Genomic DNA, 16,936 nt, shown 5'->3' with positions numbered 1-16,936 from the left:
TTTTCAAGGCTCCGCCTTGAATTCAAGACGCTGCTTTGCATTTCAAGGCTTCGCCTTGAATTCTCTGGCAACGCCCTTATATACCGTATATGTCGTTAAAAGTATTTGATCTTCAGTGCGAATTAGGCCATGTATTCGAAGGCTGGTTCAGTTCGCTCGAAAACTATGATTCCCAGCAGGCCGGCGGCTTGCTGAGCTGCCCCGTGTGCGACAACCGTCAAATTGCCCGCAAGCTGTCGGCCCCGCGCCTGAATATGGGGCGCGGCAAAGACGAGTCCGGCGCCGGGCAAGAAGCCCCGTTGGGCCAGCCCAGTGGCAAAGCGCAGCCTGTCGCGGCGCTCGGCATGGAGCAACTGGCGCAGCTTCAGGCGCAAGTCCTGCAGCATATGCGCCAAATGGTGCGCAACACCGAAGACGTAGGCGCCGATTTCGTACAAGAGGCCAGGCGCATGCACGAAGGCGAGATCGAAGAAAGAGCCATCCGCGGCACGGCCACCATGCAAGAACGCGAATCGCTGGCGCGCGACGGCATTGCTGTAATGCCCATTCCGGACTACCTGGATGACGATCGCCTGCAATAAGCAGGCGATTGGGTGACACGGCAGTCAGGCGCGCAGCCTAGTTGCTTACAGGACGCGGCTGCGGTATTCGTTGGTGCGCGTATCGATTTCGATCTTGTCGCCGATATTGCAGAACAAAGGCACGTTGATGGTCATGTCGGTGTTGATCGTGGCGGGCTTGAGCACTTTACCCGAGGTGTCGCCCTTGACGGCCGGTTCGGTGTAGGTGATTTCGCGCACGATAATCGTTGGCAATTCAACGGAAATGGCGCGTCCGTCGTAGAACACGACCTGGACGGTCATGCCTTCTTCCAGATAGTTCAAGGCATCGCCCATGCTTTCGGCTTCGACTTCGTACTGGTTGTACTCTTCGTCCATGAAAACATACATTGGGTCGGCAAAGTACGAGTAAGTGCATTCGCGGTTTTCGAGAGCGACGATTTCGAATTTTTCATCGGCCTTATAAACCAGTTCGCTGCCCGACGACGTAAGCAGGTTTTTGAACTTCAGCTTGACGACAGCAGAGTTGCGGCCCGATTTATTGTATTCGGCCTTAAGCACGACCAAGGGCTCGGTGCCAACCATGACGACATTGCCAACGCGCAATTCTTGTGCGGTTTTCATCTTTAAGACTACTCCGGAAAATTTAGTGCTCCATCCTGTGGGCCGGAGCGAGAACTTGCAAAGCTCATAATTTTACTCTTTTCCCCGATTTTTCGCGCAGAAGGCAACAAGAGCCTGGGCGAGTCCCGGCGCGGCGGCCAGTTTGCTGCACCACGATTCGGCCTGTATGCGCCAAGTCGCCCAGTTCGGCGCGTTCAGGGCGTTGTGCAGCGCCAGGCCGGCTTGCTGTGCGTCGCCGGTATTCCAGGCCAGCATCAGGCTGCCAACCTCGCCGGGGTAGGGCGAAAGATCCAGCCAGGCTTGTAGTTTGGCCAGATGGACGTCTTCCTGTTGCTCGTAGATTTGCCAGACCAGGGGTTTGCCGGCCCATAATGCGCGCACCAGCGAATCCTCGCCGCGCACGAAGTTCAGGTCGCTGCTCCAGAGCAGGCGGTCGAACCTGTCCTGCGAGACGAAAGGAGCCTCGAATACATGCACTTTGCCGCCCGCGGCCCGCATCAAGTCGGGGTAGACGCCCTCGGGCACGATAATGACACTGGGCATCGCCTGGGCGTGCAGGGCGGCGGTCAGGGCCTGGACTGGTGCGCTGGGGTAGCAGAATAAATACACCTGACGCCAGCCCGATTGCAAGCCGCGGATCAAGTCGGCGGGCATACCAAGGCTGTGCAGCAGGGCCCAGCGTTCGCCGGGTTGGCTCAGCCACCGGTCGCGCGCCTGCAGCAAGCCCGGCTCGCGCAACAGCCCGCCGGTAGCCTCGGTAAAGCCCGGAAAGAAAAAAGTTTTACGCAGCCCGTTGGTATTCAGAGAAGGCAGGGCATGGCAGCCTTCCACCCATTTTTCCGCGCTCAGGTATTCAAGATTGATGCACAGGCTGTCGTTCTCCACCATGCGGGTGATAAAGCCGGAGGGCAGTTCGCAGGCGAAGGCCTCGATAACGATTTGGTGCGGCCGAACATCCGGAATAGGTTCGGACCAAATGCGGATTTCTATGCCTTGGATTGTTTGCAGGGCCAGGCCGGGATTGACCAAGGGTTCGATGCGGGCAAAGGCACGCAGGTCGTCGACCCATAGCCGTACCGCCGTATGGGCGCCTGTCCGGCCAAGCTGGCGTGCCAGGCGCCAGCACACGCCAATGTCGCCATAATTGTCGATGACGCGGCAGAAGATGTCGAAGCTGGACGGCACACTGAACCTAATGCAGATTGACCGGGTCCAGGTCGATTTCTTCGGGCAGTTCGGGATGCAGCATTTCGCCTAGGGGATTGGGAAAATACGGCGCGCCGCAATCGTCGCAGAATTCGATGCCGTAGAGCCCCGAAAGGCGGCGTACATCGACGACATCCAGTTCGCTGAGCAGTGCTGCGATTTCATCGGGGATATCGGCTTGTTCGGCATTGACGCTGTCGGCGACGGCTTCTTCTTTGCTTAGAATAGGCCAGATGCTGCCGTAGATCACGTCATTGCTGTTTCGCGTACTGAATCCGACCCGGTATTCTTCGACGACGCTGTCGCCGCAAGCGGCAATGGTGGCGCGCAGCTCGTTGCCGGGCAGGTGCGCCACGGTTTGCAGCCAGGTAACGGCGGCCTTCAGCGCAAGCGGGCGTATGCGCCGGTCGGCTTCCCGGTTGTTGACATAGTAGGCGTCGGGCTGCAGGTATTCGATCGTGCAGCCGGTAAACATGGGCGTGACGGTCGCCGCGCAAGCCTGGGTCCATTCCTGCAGGCATTGCTCGCGCGTAATGGGCGTTTCGGCAGAATCGTTCTGCCACCGGAATAAAGGTTCGCCCTTGGGGACGGCAATGGCGCCCACGATAAATCGCGCGTCGGCCAGCATGCCCTCGCTTTCGGGGGTACGAAGTTCGCAGGCTTCGGCTTTTTGCCCCAGCGCGGTCTGGCCCAGGCGATGGGTCCAGGTGCGCGAATCATGGAAGGTCTGCGGCATCTGGTCGAAACATACCAGTTCGTTCAGGATGGCCAGTTTTGCGCCAGGAGCCAGAATGTGCGCTTGCAATTGATTGCGCACTTCTTGCGCGCTGCGCTCGAGCGAATAATCGGCGGGCAACTGGTAGCGCGTCCAAAGCAGGATGGGCGCGGCAAACATTAGAACATCGTAGGCCTGGCCGTCGACAGCCAGCGAGGTCGATTCGGAGTGGGTTTCCGCTTGTTCTACCAGGATCTCATAGGCATTGATATCGTTGGGCAGCAAGTAGTCGAGCGCGTTTTCTATGGACTGGTTTTTCTTGCCTTGCAACAGCCGTGACAATTGGGCTGCCAGCAGGTTTTCCCAGTAGATGTCTTCAAGCCGGCTGCCGGACAGGGCCAGCGACTGGGATAACTTGACCAGGCGCTGGGTATCGCGGGAAAGGCGGCTATGGGGGGGGGCGGGTGTACGAGGCATGAGTGCAGACTTGATTGAAATACTGTTGATGAAGCGTTGAACAAGCCTGGAAAATTTGCTTGAACTCGCTTCTAGTTTAACCCTGAGTGGCCAGGGGCGTATTTTAGCGAGCTGCCAGGTCAATTCGACCGCCAAAAAGGCGCGTTGGGTCCGGCGCGGTCGGCATTGTTCTATATAAAAACACCCCAAAAGCCGGTTGAATCCGATCTTTTGGGGTGTTTTGCGCGGCCTATGGCGGGCCTGGCCGCAAGGCGCTTAGGCGGCCAGAAGGTCGCGCAATACGTAGGGCAGGATGCCGCCGTGCTGATAGTAGTCGACCTCGGTTTCGGTGTCGATGCGCAGCAGCATGGGCACGGCTTGCGTTGTGCCGTCTTTGCGGCGGATGGTCAGCACCACATCTTGCTGCGGCTTGATGCCGTTTTCCAGGCCCGTGATGTCGTAGACTTCTTCGCCCGTAATGCCCAGCGAGTCGACACTGTCCGAGTCCTTGAATTGCAGCGGCAAGACGCCCATGCCCACGAGGTTGCTGCGGTGGATGCGTTCGAAGCTGCGGGCAACGACGGCTTTGACGCCCAGCAACTGCGTACCTTTGGCCGCCCAGTCGCGCGAAGAACCCGTGCCGTATTCTTCTCCGCCGAACACAATGGTGGAAACCCCTTCGTCGATGTATTTCATGGCGGCGTCGAAAATAGACAGGCGCTCGCCCGTGGGTTGGTACAGGGTTTCGCCGCCTTCGAAGCGGCTGCCGTCGGCGGCGGCCGGAATCATGAGGTTTTTGATGCGCACGTTGGCGAAGGTGCCGCGCATCATGACGTCGTGATTGCCGCGGCGCGAGCCGTAGCTGTTGAAGTTTTCCTTTGTGACGCCGTGCTCTTTAAGCCACTGGCCCGCCGGCGAAGACTCTTTGATCGAGCCAGCCGGCGAAATGTGGTCGGTGGTGACCGAGTCGCCGAATACCGCCAGTGCGCGGGCATTGCGTACCGCGGGCATGGGCGCCGGGGTCATGCCGAAATCGGCGAAGAACGGAGGCTCGGCGATATAGGTGGATTCAGGCCAGTTGTAGACATCGCCGTCCACGCTGCCGATTTCTTTCCAGAGCTTGCCCGGATTGGACTTGATCTGGCTGTAGTTGCCGCGGAATACGGTAGGATCCAGCGCGGTTCCCAACAGAGCCTGGACTTCGGCGTTGGTGGGCCAGATGTCGCCCAGCCAGACGTCGCCGTTCTTGCCCTTGCCGATAGGCTCGGTCATGAGGTCGAGCCGCACCGTGCCGGCCAGCGCATAGGCAAGCACAAGCGGCGGCGAGGCCAGGAAGTTGGCCTTGATGTTCGGGTGGATGCGGGCTTCGAAGTTGCGGTTGCCCGACAATACGGCGGCGCAGATCAAGTCGTTTTGCGCAATGGCTTCGTTCATGTCGGGGGTCAGATCGCCCGAGTTGCCGATGCAGGTGGTGCAGCCGTAGGCGGCAACGTTGAAGCCCAGCTTGTTCAGATAAGGCAGCAGGCCGGTTCTTTCCAGGTAGTTGGTAACGACGCGGGACCCTGGGGCCAGCGAGGTTTTAATGTTTTTCGGTACTTTAAGCCCCGCTTCGACCGCCTTTTTAGCCATCAAGCCCGCCGCCAGCATTACGCTGGGGTTGGATGTGTTGGTGCACGACGTGATGGCGGCAATGAGGATGTCGCCGTTCTTGAGCTTGCGGCCGGTGCTGGTGGTAAAAGTCTGGTCGAGCCGCGCGTGCGGCTGGTTGAAGCCATTGGCGGACTGTTCGGAAAACAGGCGTGCAAAGGTGGCTTTCGCATCGCCCAGTTCGATGCGGTCCTGGGGACGCTTGGGGCCTGCCAGCGAAGGCGTGACCGTGGACAGGTCCAGTGTGATCAACTGCGAATAGTCGATGTTCTTGGCTTTGGGAATGCCGTACATGTCCTGGGCCTTGAAATACGCCTTGAGCGCTTCGATTTCCTCAGGCGTGCGGCCGGTGCCGCGGAAGTATTCCAGTGTGCGGTCGTCGACCGGGAAAAAGCCCATGGTGGCGCCGTATTCGGGCGCCATATTGCCTATGGTGGCTCGGTCGGTCACCGACAGGCTGGATGTGCCCGGGCCACAGAATTCGACGAACTTGCCCACGACCTTTTGTTTGCGCAGCAATTCGGTGATGGTCAGGACCAGGTCGGTGGCCGTGACGCCGCCGCGCAATTCGCCGGTAAGCTCAACACCCACGACGTCGGGTGTCAGGATGTACAGCGGCTGGCCCAGCATGCCCGCTTCGGCTTCGATGCCTCCTACGCCCCAGCCCACGACGCCAATGCCGTTGATCATGGTGGTGTGGCTGTCGGTGCCTACCAGCGTGTCGGGGTAGTAGACGTTGTCGAGCGCATTGTGGTGCACGCCGCGGGCCAGGTGTTCAAGGTTGACCTGGTGCACAATGCCGAATCCCGGGGGCACCACGCCGAAGGTATTGAATGCCTGCATGCCCCATTTAAGGAACTGATAGCGCTCGTGGTTGCGCTGGAACTCGATCTTCATGTTCTGGCCCAGGGCAGCCTGGTTGCCGAAGTGGTCGATCATGACCGAGTGGTCGACGACCAGGTCGACGGGCACCATGGGTTCGATGCGCTTGGGGTCTTTGCCTTCGCGCTGCGCCACCGAGCGCATGGCCGCGATATCGGCCAGCAGCGGCACCCCGGTGAAGTCTTGCAGGACGACCCGGGCGACGACGAACGGGATTTCAGTGTTGCGCTTGGCGTTGGGTTGCCACTGGGCCAGTTCGCGCACGTGTTTTTCTGTGATTTTCTTGCCGTCGCAATTGCGCAGCACCGATTCCAGGACTATGCGGATGGACACTGGCAGCCGTTTTATGTCGATGCCCAGTTCCTTGCCCAAGGCAGGCAGGGAGTAGAAGTTGGCGGTCTTGCCCCCTATCTTGAATTTTTTCAGACTGTTCAAGGTGTTATTCGACATGTCTTGGCTCCGTGCTGGATGGCGATAAATTGAATGGCGGTTGAACTGCGGCCCGATGCGCCGCGGACTGTGTTGGCTTGAGGCCTGCGGCTATTTTAGGCTTGATTGCAGGATTTTTGGCGATCATAGTGCCCCCACGCTTCACCGCTACGCGGTTTGCTGCCCCCCAAGGGGGCTTTTTTGCCTTGGGGCGGCCCGGCGGCAAAAGAGGCCCCCACGCTTCACCGCTGCGCGGTTTGCTGCCCCCGAGGGGGCTTTTTTGCCTTGGGGCGGCCCTTCGGCAAAAGAAAATCCCCCGGCATTTCGGCGCGGGGGAGTCATTTGTTGCTGCGGGGAGGGCCCCGCTACGGGTTGATTACAGGCCTACTGAGTCGGCGATTTCTTTGTACTCTTCGATTTGATCGAAATTCAGGTACTGGTAGATCTCGTCGCTGCTCTTGTCGATGACGCCCATGTCGGCCATGTACTCGGCCTTGGTGGGAATGCGTCCCAGGCGCGAGCAAATGGCGGCCAATTCCGCCGAACCCAGGTACACATTGCTGTTTTTGCCAAGGCGGTTCGGGAAGTTGCGGGTGCTGGTCGACATGACGGTCGCGCCTTCGCGCACCTGTGCCTGGTTGCCCATGCACAGCGAGCAGCCCGGCATTTCGGTGCGTGCGCCGGCGGTGCCGAAGACGCCGTAGTGGCCTTCTTCGGTCAGTTGCTGGGCATCCATTTTGGTGGGAGGTGCGATCCACAGCTTCACGGGAATGTCGCGTTTGCCTTCAAGCAGCTTGGACGCGGCCCGGAAGTGGCCGATGTTGGTCATGCAACTGCCGATGAACACTTCGTCGATGACCGCGCCGGCAACGTCCGACAGCGTTTTGACGTCGTCGGGGTCGTTCGGGCAGGCCACGACCGGCTCATGGACGTCGGCCAGGTCGATTTCGATGACTGCGGCGTACTCGGCGTCGGCATCGGGCTGGAGCAACTGCGGATCGGCCAGCCAGGCTTCCATGGCCTTGATGCGGCGGGCGATCGAGCGCTCGTCTTCGTAGCCATTGGCAATCATCCACTTAAGCATCACGATGTTGCTGTTGATGTATTCGATGATGGGTTCTTTGTTCAGGTGCACGGTGCAGCCGGCGGCGGAACGCTCGGCCGAGGCATCGCTAAGCTCGAACGCTTGCTCGACCTTCAGGTTGGGCAGGCCTTCGATTTCGAGGATGCGGCCCGAGAAAATGTTTTTCTTGCCCTGTTTGGCTACGGTCAGCAGCCCTTGCTTGATGGCGTACAGCGGGATGGCGTTGACCAGGTCGCGCAGGGTGACGCCGGGTTGCAGTTCGCCCTTGAAGCGCACCAGCACCGACTCGGGCATGTCCAGCGGCATGACGCCGGTGGCTGCCGCAAATGCCACCAGGCCGGAACCCGCCGGGAACGAGATGCCGATGGGGAAGCGGGTGTGCGAGTCGCCGCCGGTGCCGACGGTGTCGGGCAGCAGCATGCGGTTCAGCCAGCTATGGATAATGCCGTCGCCGGGGCGCAACGAGATGCCGCCGCGGGTGCTGATGAAGTCAGGCAGCGTGTGATGCGTCTTGACGTCGACAGGCTTGGGATAAGCGGCGGTATGGCAGAACGACTGCATGACCAGGTCGGCCGAGAAGCCCAGGCAGGCCAGGTCTTTGAGTTCGTCGCGAGTCATGGGGCCGGTGGTGTCCTGGCTGCCGACCGAGGTCATGCGCGGTTCGCAGTAGGTGCCGGGGCGCACGCCCTGGCCTTCGGGCAAGCCACAGGCGCGTCCCACCATTTTTTGCGCCAACGAGAAACCCTTGCCCGAATCGGCGGGGCTTTGCGGCAGGCGGAACAATGTGGAGGCGGGCAGGCCCAGGGCTTCGCGCGCCTTGGCGGTCAGGCCGCGGCCGATAATCAATGGAATGCGGCCGCCGGCGCGGGCTTCGTCCAGCAGAACTTCGGACTTCAGTTCGAACTCGGCGATGACCTTGCCGTCTTTGAGTGCTTTGCCTTCATAGGGACGCAGTTCGACGACGTCGCCCATATTCATCTGGGATACATCCAGCTCGATAGGCAGGGCGCCGGAGTCTTCCATGGTGTTGTAGAAGATAGGTGCGATTTTATTGCCAAGGCAGACGCCGCCGAAGCGCTTGTTGGGCACGAAGGGGATGTCTTCGCCGGTGAACCACAGCACCGAGTTGGTGGCGGACTTGCGGCTGGAGCCGGTGCCGACCACATCGCCAACGTAGGCGACGAGATGGCCTTTTTCTTTCAGGGATTCGATAAAGGCAACGGGGCCGCGCTTGCCGTCTTCTTCAGGCTGGAACGCGGCGCCTTCGCGCTTGTTCTTGAGCATGGCCAAGGCGTGCAGGGGGATGTCCGGGCGCGTAGTGGCGTCGGGGGCGGGCGAGAGGTCGTCGGTATTGGTTTCGCCGCCGACCTTGAACACTGTGATAGTGAGGCTTTCGGGGACTTCAGGGCGGCTGGTGAACCATTCGGCATCGGCCCAGCTTTGCAATACGGCCTGGGCCTGGGCGTTGCCTTTGTCGGCTTTTTCTTTGACGTCGTGGAAGGCGTCGAACATGAGCAGGGTGTTTTTCAGGCCCTGGGCGGCGACGGGGGCCAGCGCGGGATTGTCGAGCAGGTCGACAAGAGGGCTGATGTTGTAGCCGCCCAGCATGGTGCCCAGCAGTTCGGTGGCTTTTTTGCCGTCGATGAGAGGGCAGGTTTCAGTACCGAAGGCAACCGCGGCGAGATAGGACGCTTTGACGCTGGCGGCTTCGTCGACGCCGGCGGGCACGCGATGCGTGATCAGGTCGAGCAGAAAAGCCTCTTCGCCGGCCGGCGGGTTCTTGAGCAACTCGATGACGTCGGCGGTTTGCTTGGCCGACAGGGGAAGCGGAGGAATGCCTAACGCAGCGCGTTCGGCAACGTGTTGGCGGTATGTATCCAGCATGTGGCGTGCCCTTTTGAGTCCGGTATTGAGAAGGAATTATTGGACTCAATTGTAAGGGCTGGATGGGTTTGAAGCAAATGTCTTATGTCTTATATCTTATATAAGAGTTAAGGGGGCGTTATTGTGTTGTTGTTCCGAATTTTTGTGAAGTTTGGTTCTTTGGGCGCCGGCATAACATGTATTGATAGAGGGCTCTTTTATTGAAATTTACGCCAGCAAGTCTGCGTAGTCTTCCTTGTGGCGGCGGATATAGGCGTCGGCGTAGGAGCATACGGGACGAACCAGCCAGCCTTTCTGGCGGGCGGTGTCCAGGGCGTGCATGGTCAGGTCGGCGGCGATGCCGCGCCCGCCCACGGCCTGGGGGACGCCCGTGTGGATGACGATCATGGTGTTTCCGTTCAACTCATAATCAAGCACGCACAAGATGCCGTTTTCGATTATTTGGAAGCGTCGTTGCTCTGGATGGTGTTCTACTGGGCGGCTCACGTTGTTTCTTCGTTGGTTTAAGAAGCGTAAATGGAATGCTGCAATCAGCAGAGAGGATTGTCTCTTGCTATAGAAATCAGTCTAAATGGTAAGACGGGCCCGATCAAGCATTCGGCCCGCGTGGCCGGGTTCTGGGCGCCGTGTGTTGTAAGGAACCCTCTGATTCAGGCCGTTAAGCGCAGGGAAAGCGTTCAAAGTCGCTCGTGGGGTACATAAAGGTCAACATATTCGTTCACCGGCATGGCTTCCAGACCTGCCTGGTCCAGCGAAACCTCAAGAATGCGCTGTTGCTGGCGGGCAGGGAACTGTCGGGCCAGATTGGTGCGGAATTTGGCTTCCAGCAAGGGAATTCCTTCTTGCCGGCGGCGTTTGTGACCCAGGGGGTATTCGCATACGATTTCGGGCAAGCGGCTGCCGTCGTTGAATTCGACTGTCAGGGCATTGGCGATGGAGCGCTTTTCGGGGTTGTGGTAGTCGACGGTGAAGGCCGGGTCTTCGACGCAGATTATTTTTTCGCGCAAGGCGTCGATGCGGGGGTCGGCGGCGATGTGGTCTTCGTAGTCGCCGGCGGTCAGGCGTCCGAACAGGATGGGGACGGCCACCATGTATTGCACGCAGTGGTCGCGGTCGGCGGGGTTGTCCAGAGGGCCTTGTTTATCGATGATGCGGATGCAGGCTTCGTGGGTGCGGATGGTTATTCTGCTGATGTCGCTGCTGGATTTGCCCTGGGCCTTGAGAAGCTTGTGGATCTTCATGGCGCATTCGACGGCGGTTTGGGCGTGGAACTCGGCCGGGAACGATATTTTGAACAATATGTTTTCCATGACGTAGCTGCCGTAAGGGAGCTGGAACTTGAAGGTCTGGCCCTTGAACAGCACGTCATAAAAGCCCCAGGTTCTTGCGCTAAGCACAGATGGATAGCCCATTTCGCCTGTTTGAGCGATCAGCGCAAGGCGCACCGCCCGGCTGGTGGCGTCGCCCGCGGCCCAGCTTTTGCGGCTGCCGGTATTGGGTGTATGCCGGTAGGTGCGCAGGCTTTGGCCGTCTACCCAGGCCAGCGAAATTGCATTCAGTGTTTCTTCGCGCGACAGGCCCAGCAGTTGGGACACCACGGCGGTGGAGGCTACCTTGACAAGCACGACGTGGTCCAGGCCTACTTTATTGAAGGAATTCTCCAGCGCAATACAGCCCTGGATTTCATGCGCCTTGATCATGGCAGTGAGCACATCGCGCATGGTCGGGGCGGCTTTGCCCGCTGCCGCCGCATTGCGCGAAAGCCAGTCGGCGCTGGCCAGGATGCCGCCCAGGTTGTCCGAAGGGTGGCCCCATTCGGCCGCCAGCCAGGTGTCGTTGAAGTCCAGCCAGCGAATCATGGCGCCGATATTGAAGGCGGCTTGCACGGGATCGAGCTGGAACCGGGTGCCCGGCACTTTGGCGCCGTTGGGCACGATGGTGCCGGGAACGATGGGGCCCATCAGTTTGGTGCAGGCGGGGTATTGCAGCGCCTCCAGGCCGCAGCCCAGCGTGTCGATCAAGCACAGGCGCGCGGTGTCGTAGGCCAGCTTTGATGTGATCGGATAGTCGCGGACATAGTCCACGATATCGACAAGAACCTGATCCCAGGCGGGGCGCTGATTGGATTTCATAACGGGCTGGCCTCATATTTGACTAGGATCCGAAGCGCACGCATTGTTCTTCGGCTTCCAGTCAAGCGCGGAAATTTTTCCCCGAACCAAAGGCTTGCCCGACTTGCTGCTTGATGCTCTGGCCTTTTGGCCGGGGTTCTTATTGCGATTTTTAGAACGCGTTGCCGGGTACGCGCACCCACCCTTCCATCAGCACGCGGGCGCTGCGGCTCATGAGTGCTTTGTTTATGACCCAGTCGCCGTCTTGCTGGCTGGCTTGGGCGCCCACTTGCAGAGTGCCCGAGGGATGTCCAAAGCATACTGCGTCGCGTTCACCCCCGCCGGCCGCGAGATTCACCAGCGTGCCCGGGATCGCCGCGGCGGCGGCGATGGCGACGGCGGCGGTGCCCATCATGGCATGGTGCAGCTTGCCCATGGACAGGGCGCGCACCAGCAGGTCGACGTCGCCGGCGTCAATCGCTTTGCCGCTGGAGGAAACGTAGGAAGCGGGCTTGGCAACGAACGCCACTTTGGGCGTGTGCTGGCGCTTGGCGATCTCGTCGATATGGGTGATGAGACCCATGCGCAGCGCGCCGTGCGCGCGTATGGTTTCGAACATCGCCAGGGCTTTGGCGTCGCCGTTGATTGCGTCCTGCAACTCGGTGCCGGTGTAGCCGACGTCTTCGGCATTGACGAATATGGTGGGGATGCCGGCACTGATCATGGTGGCTTTCAGCGCGCCCAGGCCTGGAACTGGCAAGTCGTCGACCACGTTGCCGGTGGGAAACATCGAGCCCTGCGCGCTTTCTTCTTCAGCGGCCGGATCCATGAACTCAAGCTGCACTTCGGCGGCGGGGAAGGTAACGCCGTCAAGTTCGAAGTCGCCGGTTTCCTGGACAGCGCCGTGGGTCATGGGTACGTGGGCAATGATGGTCTTGCCGATGTTGGCCTGCCATATGCGCACGGTGGCCATGCCGTCCTGCGGGATGCGGCCGGCATCGACCAGCCCGGCGCTGATGGCGAAGGGCCCCACCGCGGCGGAGAGGTTGCCGCAATTGCCGCTCCAGTCGACAAAAGCCTGGTCGATGGAAACCTGGCCGAACAGGTAATCGACGTCGTGGCCGGGGCGCACGCTTTTAGAGACGATGACTGTTTTGCTGGTGCTGGACGTGGCGCCGCCCATACCGTCTATCTGCTTGCCGTAGGGGTCGGGGCTGCCGATTACTCGCAGCAATAGCGCGTCTCGCGCCGCACCCGGCGCTTGCGCGGCTTGCGGCAAGTCCTGCAGGCGAAAGAACACGCCCTTGCTGGTGCCGCCGCGCATATAGGTGGCGGGGATTTTGACTTGAGGTACATACGCCATGAAGCTTTTCCTTTTGTTCAGCGTCTGCAAATATAGAAGGGCGCCGGTGCCGTATTTGATGGGGGGCGTGCAGATGCAGCCGGCCGGCGCACTATGCCGTTGTCGTCGATTCGATGAAGTCCTGCGCAAAGCGCTGCAGTACTCCGCCGGCCTCGTAGATCGATACTTCTTCGGCCGTGTCCAGGCGACAGGTGACAGGCACGTCGACACGCTCGCCGTTTTTGCGGTGAACGACCAAAGTCAACGTCGCAAGCGGCGTGCATGCGCCAATGACGTCGAAAGTTTCTGTGCCGTCGATGTTCAGTGTGTTGCGGTCCACCCCTGGCTTGAACTCCAGAGGCAGCACGCCCATGCCGACCAAGTTGGTGCGATGGATGCGTTCGAAGCCCTCGGCCACGATGGCCTCCACGCCGGCCAGGCGCACGCCCTTGGCGGCCCAATCGCGCGAGGAGCCCTGGCCGTAGTCGGCGCCGGCCACGATAATCAGCGGCTGCTTGCGCTCCATATAGGTTTCAATGGCTTCCCACATACGCGTGATCTTGCCTTCGGGTTCGATGCGCGCCAGAGAGCCTTGCTTGATCTGGCCTGCGTCCTTGACCATTTCATTCAATAGCTTGGGATTGGCAAAGGTGGCCCGCTGCGCGGTCAAGTGGTCGCCGCGATGGGTGGCGTAGGAATTGAAGTCTTCTTCGGGCAAGCCCATCCTGGCCAGATATTCGCCCGCTGCGCTGTCCGGCAATATGGCATTGGATGGCGAGAGGTGGTCAGTGGTGATGTTGTCGCCCAGTACTGCCAGGGGGCGCATGCCTTTCAGTGTGCGCTCACCGGCCAGCGCACCTTCCCAATAGGGCGGACAGCGGATATATGTGCTGGCGGGACGCCAGTCGTACAGCGGACTAAGCTGTTCGCGGGCAACGACGCTGCGGGCGAACATGGGCTCGTACACCCGGCGGAATTGTTCGGGCTTGACGCTGGCAGCGACAATAGAATCTATTTCTTCGTCGGACGGCCAGATGTCTTTCAGGGTGATCGGCTTGCCGCCGCGGTCCATGCCCAACACGTCTTTTTCAATATCGAAGCGAATGGTGCCGGCGATGGCGTAGGCTACGACCAATGCAGGCGAAGCCAGGAAGGCTTGCTTGGCGTAAGGATGGATGCGGCCGTCGAAGTTGCGGTTGCCCGACAGCACGGCCGTGGCGTACAGGTCGCGGCTGACGACTTCTTGTTGAATTGCGGGGTCCAGCGCGCCGCTCATGCCGTTGCAAGTGGTGCAGGCGAAGCCGACAATGCCGAATCCCAGTTGCTCGAGTTCGGGCAGGAGCTGCGCGTCTTCCAGGTATAGCTGAACCGCTTTGGAGCCCGGCGCCAGCGAGGACTTGACCCAAGGCTTGCGGGCCAGGCCAAGCGCATTGGCATTGCGCGCCAGCAGGCCGGCGGCAATGACGTTGCGGGGATTGCTGGTGTTGGTGCAACTGGTGATCGCGGCGATGATGACCGCGCCGTCGGGCATCAGGCCGGGCTCGTTCTCCACCTTGCCGGAAATACCCCGCGCGGCCAGCTCGGAAGTCGCAACGCGGCGGTGCGGGTTCGAGGGACCGGCGATATTACGCACGACGCTTGAAAGGTCGAACTGCAGTACGCGTTCGTATTCGGCGGTTTTCAGGCTGTCGGCCCAAAGCCCCGTCTGTTTGGCGTAGGTTTCCACCAGCTTGACTTGCTCGTCTTCGCGGCCGGTAAGCTTCAGATAGTCGATGGTTTGCTGGTCGATGTAGAACATCGCTGCCGTGGCGCCGTATTCGGGCGTCATGTTCGAGATGGTCGCGCGATCGCCCAGGGTCAGATGCGCAACGCCTTCGCCATAGAACTCCAGGTAGGACGACACCACTTTTTCGTTGCGCAGGAATTCGGTAAGTGCCAGCACCAGGTCGGTGGCGGTGCTGCCGGGCCGCAGCTTGCCGGTCAGTTCGACGCCGATGATGTCGGGCAGGCGCATCCAGGACGCGCGGCCAAGCATTACGCTTTCGGCCTCCAGGCCGCCGACGCCGATGGCGATCACGCCCAGCGCATCGACGTGCGGCGTATGGCTGTCGGTGCCCACCAGCGTATCGGGGAAGGCCACGCTCTCCAGGGCATGCACCACGGGCGACATGCGTTCAAGATTTATTTGATGCATGATGCCGTTGCCCGGCGGAATGACATCGACATTCTTGAACGCCTTCTTGGTCCAGTCGATGAAATGAAAGCGATCGTCGTTGCGCCGGTCTTCGATAGCGCGATTCTTTTCGAATGCATCTGGATCGAAACCGGCATGCTCGACGGCCAGCGAGTGGTCGACGATCAATTGGGTCGGCACGACCGGATTGACTTGGGCGGGGTCGCCGCCCTTTGCCGCAATGGCCTCACGCAGGCCGGCCAGGTCGACCAGTGCGGTCTGGCCCAGAATGTCATGGCAAACCACGCGGGCCGGAAACCAGGGGAAGTCCAGGTCGCGCTTGCGCTCGATGAGTTGCTTGAGCGAGGCCGTCAGGGTGGCCGGATCGCAGCGGCGCACCAGGTTTTCGGCCAGTACGCGCGAGGTATACGGCAGCTTGCCGTAGGCGCCGGGTTCGATGGCCTCGACCGCCGAGCGTGCATCGAAGTAATCCAGGCCGGTGCCGGGCAGGGGTTTGCGGTTTGCTGTGTTCATGACATCCGGAAATAACAAGGTAATGATCGAAGAAGACTGGCGCGGGGCGCAGCAAGAAGCCCTGCGCCCCGGCCCTTGTGCCTGTCAGCGCTTTGCCAGGGGCACGAATTTTCGGTCTTCGGGCCCGACATAGTTGGCGGTCGGGCGGATGATCTTGTTGTCGATACGCTGCTCGACAATGTGGGCCGCCCATCCGGCGGTGCGCGCAATGACGAACAGCGGCGTGAACATGGCGGTTGGCACGCCCATCATGTGATACGAGACGGCCGAGAACCAGTCCAGGTTGGGAAACATTTTCTTGGCGTCCCACATGACGGTTTCCAGGCGTTCGGCGATATTGAACATTTTCATGTTCTGGGCGGTCTTGGAGAGCTTGCGGGCGACTTCTTTGATGACCTGGTTGCGCGGGTCCGATACGGTATAGACTGGGTGGCCGAAGCCGATCACCACTTCTTTGTTTTCAACGCGGCGGCGGATGTCGGCCTCGGCTTCGTCGGGCGTGGCATAGCGCTTCTGGATTTCGAAGGCCACTTCGTTGGCGCCGCCGTGCTTGGGGCCGCGCAAGGCGCCGATGCCGCCGGCGATGGCCGAATACATGTCCGACCCCGTACCGGCAATGACGCGGCAAGTAAAGGTGGAGGCGTTGAATTCGTGTTCGGCGTAAAGATTGAGCGAAGTGTGCATGGCATGCACCCATTCGTCGCTGGGCTTGCTTCCATGCAGCAAATGCAGGAAGTGGCCGCCTATGCTGTCGTCGTCGGTCTGTACGTCGATAATGCGGCCGTTGTGGCTGTAGTGATACCAGTACAGCAGGGCCGAACCCAGGTTGGCCATGAGCCGGTCGGCGATATCGCGTGCATCGGGCAGGTTGTGGTCGTCTTTTTCAGGCAGCATGCATCCCAGCGCCGAAACCGCGGTGCGCATGACGTCCATGGGGTGGCTGGCCGCGGGCAGCGATTCCAGCACGGTTTGCAGCTGGGCCGGCAGGCCGCGCAGATTGCGCAATTTTTCTTTGTAGGCGGCAAGTTCGGCCTTGGTGGGCAGGCTGCCGTGTACCAGCAAATGCGCGATTTCTTCGAACTGGCAGGTGTGGGCGATGTCAAGAATATCGTAGCCGCGGTAATGCAGGTCGTTGCCGCTGCGCCCCACCGTGCACAGTGCTGTATTGCCGGCCACAATGCCCGACAAGGCTACTGATTTCTTGGGCTTGAATGCGGGTGCGCTGTCTTTTGCGCCGTCCTTTGCGTTGTTTCTTGTACCGGTAGTTGCCATGTCGCTCTCCTGGTGTT

General features: G+C 60.3%; 11 protein-coding genes. 1 reads left to right on the top strand and 10 read right to left on the bottom strand.

Annotation, left to right across the window (positions count from 1 at the left end):
* The first annotated feature begins 89 nt into the window (after positions 1-89).
* Positions 90-581 (top strand): DUF1178 family protein, encoded by a 492-nt coding sequence (locus DFR37_RS15785; protein WP_113934245.1) that lies wholly within the window; start codon positions 90-92, stop codon positions 579-581.
* 45 nt (positions 582-626) lie between these two features.
* On the opposite strand, the gene efp is transcribed toward DFR37_RS15785, so the two are convergent.
* The 10 genes from efp to prpC form a co-directional block, all read right to left on the bottom strand.
* Complete coding sequence (gene efp / locus DFR37_RS15780) at positions 627-1,184, bottom strand: elongation factor P (protein WP_113934244.1); 558 nt, start codon at positions 1,182-1,184, stop codon at positions 627-629.
* Positions 1,185-1,256: 72 nt separating this feature from the next.
* On the bottom strand, positions 1,257-2,369 hold the full coding sequence (gene earP, locus DFR37_RS15775; RefSeq protein WP_170139939.1) for an elongation factor P maturation arginine rhamnosyltransferase EarP: 1,113 nt from the start codon (positions 2,367-2,369) through the stop codon (positions 1,257-1,259).
* 7 nt (positions 2,370-2,376) lie between these two features.
* On the bottom strand, positions 2,377-3,582 hold the full coding sequence (locus tag DFR37_RS15770) for a DUF2863 family protein (protein ID WP_113934242.1): 1,206 nt from the start codon (positions 3,580-3,582) through the stop codon (positions 2,377-2,379).
* A 255-nt stretch (positions 3,583-3,837) separates the two neighbouring features.
* The gene (gene acnA / locus DFR37_RS15765) at positions 3,838-6,540 is read right to left on the bottom strand and encodes an aconitate hydratase AcnA (RefSeq protein ID WP_113934241.1); all 2,703 of its coding nucleotides are present in this window, start codon (positions 6,538-6,540) and stop codon (positions 3,838-3,840) included.
* Positions 6,541-6,895: 355 nt separating this feature from the next.
* Positions 6,896-9,487: a bifunctional aconitate hydratase 2/2-methylisocitrate dehydratase gene (gene acnB, locus DFR37_RS15760; protein ID WP_113934240.1), complete on the bottom strand. Its 2,592-nt coding sequence runs from the start codon at positions 9,485-9,487 to the stop codon at positions 6,896-6,898.
* Positions 9,488-9,694: 207 nt separating this feature from the next.
* Entirely contained in the window at positions 9,695-9,973 is a 279-nt protein-coding gene (locus tag DFR37_RS15755; RefSeq protein ID WP_113934239.1) for a GNAT family N-acetyltransferase, read from the bottom strand.
* 191 nt (positions 9,974-10,164) lie between these two features.
* Positions 10,165-11,619, bottom strand: a complete 1,455-nt coding sequence (locus tag DFR37_RS15750; RefSeq protein ID WP_113934238.1) for a bifunctional 2-methylcitrate dehydratase/aconitate hydratase — start codon at positions 11,617-11,619, stop codon at positions 10,165-10,167.
* Between the two features lie 151 nt (positions 11,620-11,770).
* Positions 11,771-12,961, bottom strand: coding sequence for a 2-methylaconitate cis-trans isomerase PrpF (gene prpF, locus DFR37_RS15745; RefSeq protein WP_113934237.1), 1,191 nt, complete (start codon positions 12,959-12,961; stop codon positions 11,771-11,773).
* A 91-nt stretch (positions 12,962-13,052) separates the two neighbouring features.
* Positions 13,053-15,647, bottom strand: coding sequence for a Fe/S-dependent 2-methylisocitrate dehydratase AcnD (gene acnD, locus DFR37_RS15740; RefSeq protein ID WP_113934236.1), 2,595 nt, complete (start codon positions 15,645-15,647; stop codon positions 13,053-13,055).
* Positions 15,648-15,731: 84 nt separating this feature from the next.
* Complete coding sequence (gene prpC, locus DFR37_RS15735) at positions 15,732-16,919, bottom strand: bifunctional 2-methylcitrate synthase/citrate synthase (RefSeq protein ID WP_113934235.1); 1,188 nt, start codon at positions 16,917-16,919, stop codon at positions 15,732-15,734.
* Positions 16,920-16,936: the final 17 nt, after the last annotated feature.

The organism is Eoetvoesiella caeni (genome assembly GCF_003315175.1).
In the GTDB taxonomy this organism is placed as follows: Bacteria; Pseudomonadota; Gammaproteobacteria; order Burkholderiales; family Burkholderiaceae_B; genus Eoetvoesia; species Eoetvoesia caeni.
The sequence above is the reverse complement of the archived record's forward strand: the minus strand, read 5'-3'. Positions and strand labels throughout refer to the sequence as shown.

What these genes read in the sequence shown, in the direction of transcription:
- DFR37_RS15770 (WP_113934242.1), bottom strand. Translation starts at nt 3,582, where the DNA reads ATGCCTCGTACACCCGCCCCCCCCCATAGCCGCCTTTCCCGCGATACC.
- acnA (WP_113934241.1), bottom strand. Translation starts at nt 6,540, where the DNA reads ATGTCGAATAACACCTTGAACAGTCTGAAAAAATTCAAGATAGGGGGC.
- prpC (WP_113934235.1), bottom strand. Translation starts at nt 16,919, where the DNA reads ATGGCAACTACCGGTACAAGAAACAACGCAAAGGACGGCGCAAAAGAC.
- DFR37_RS15785 (WP_113934245.1), top strand. Translation starts at nt 90, where the DNA reads ATGTCGTTAAAAGTATTTGATCTTCAGTGCGAATTAGGCCATGTATTC.
- efp (WP_113934244.1), bottom strand. Translation starts at nt 1,184, where the DNA reads ATGAAAACCGCACAAGAATTGCGCGTTGGCAATGTCGTCATGGTTGGC.
- DFR37_RS15750 (WP_113934238.1), bottom strand. Translation starts at nt 11,619, where the DNA reads ATGAAATCCAATCAGCGCCCCGCCTGGGATCAGGTTCTTGTCGATATC.
- acnB (WP_113934240.1), bottom strand. Translation starts at nt 9,487, where the DNA reads ATGCTGGATACATACCGCCAACACGTTGCCGAACGCGCTGCGTTAGGC.
- prpF (WP_113934237.1), bottom strand. Translation starts at nt 12,961, where the DNA reads ATGGCGTATGTACCTCAAGTCAAAATCCCCGCCACCTATATGCGCGGC.
- acnD (WP_113934236.1), bottom strand. Translation starts at nt 15,647, where the DNA reads ATGAACACAGCAAACCGCAAACCCCTGCCCGGCACCGGCCTGGATTAC.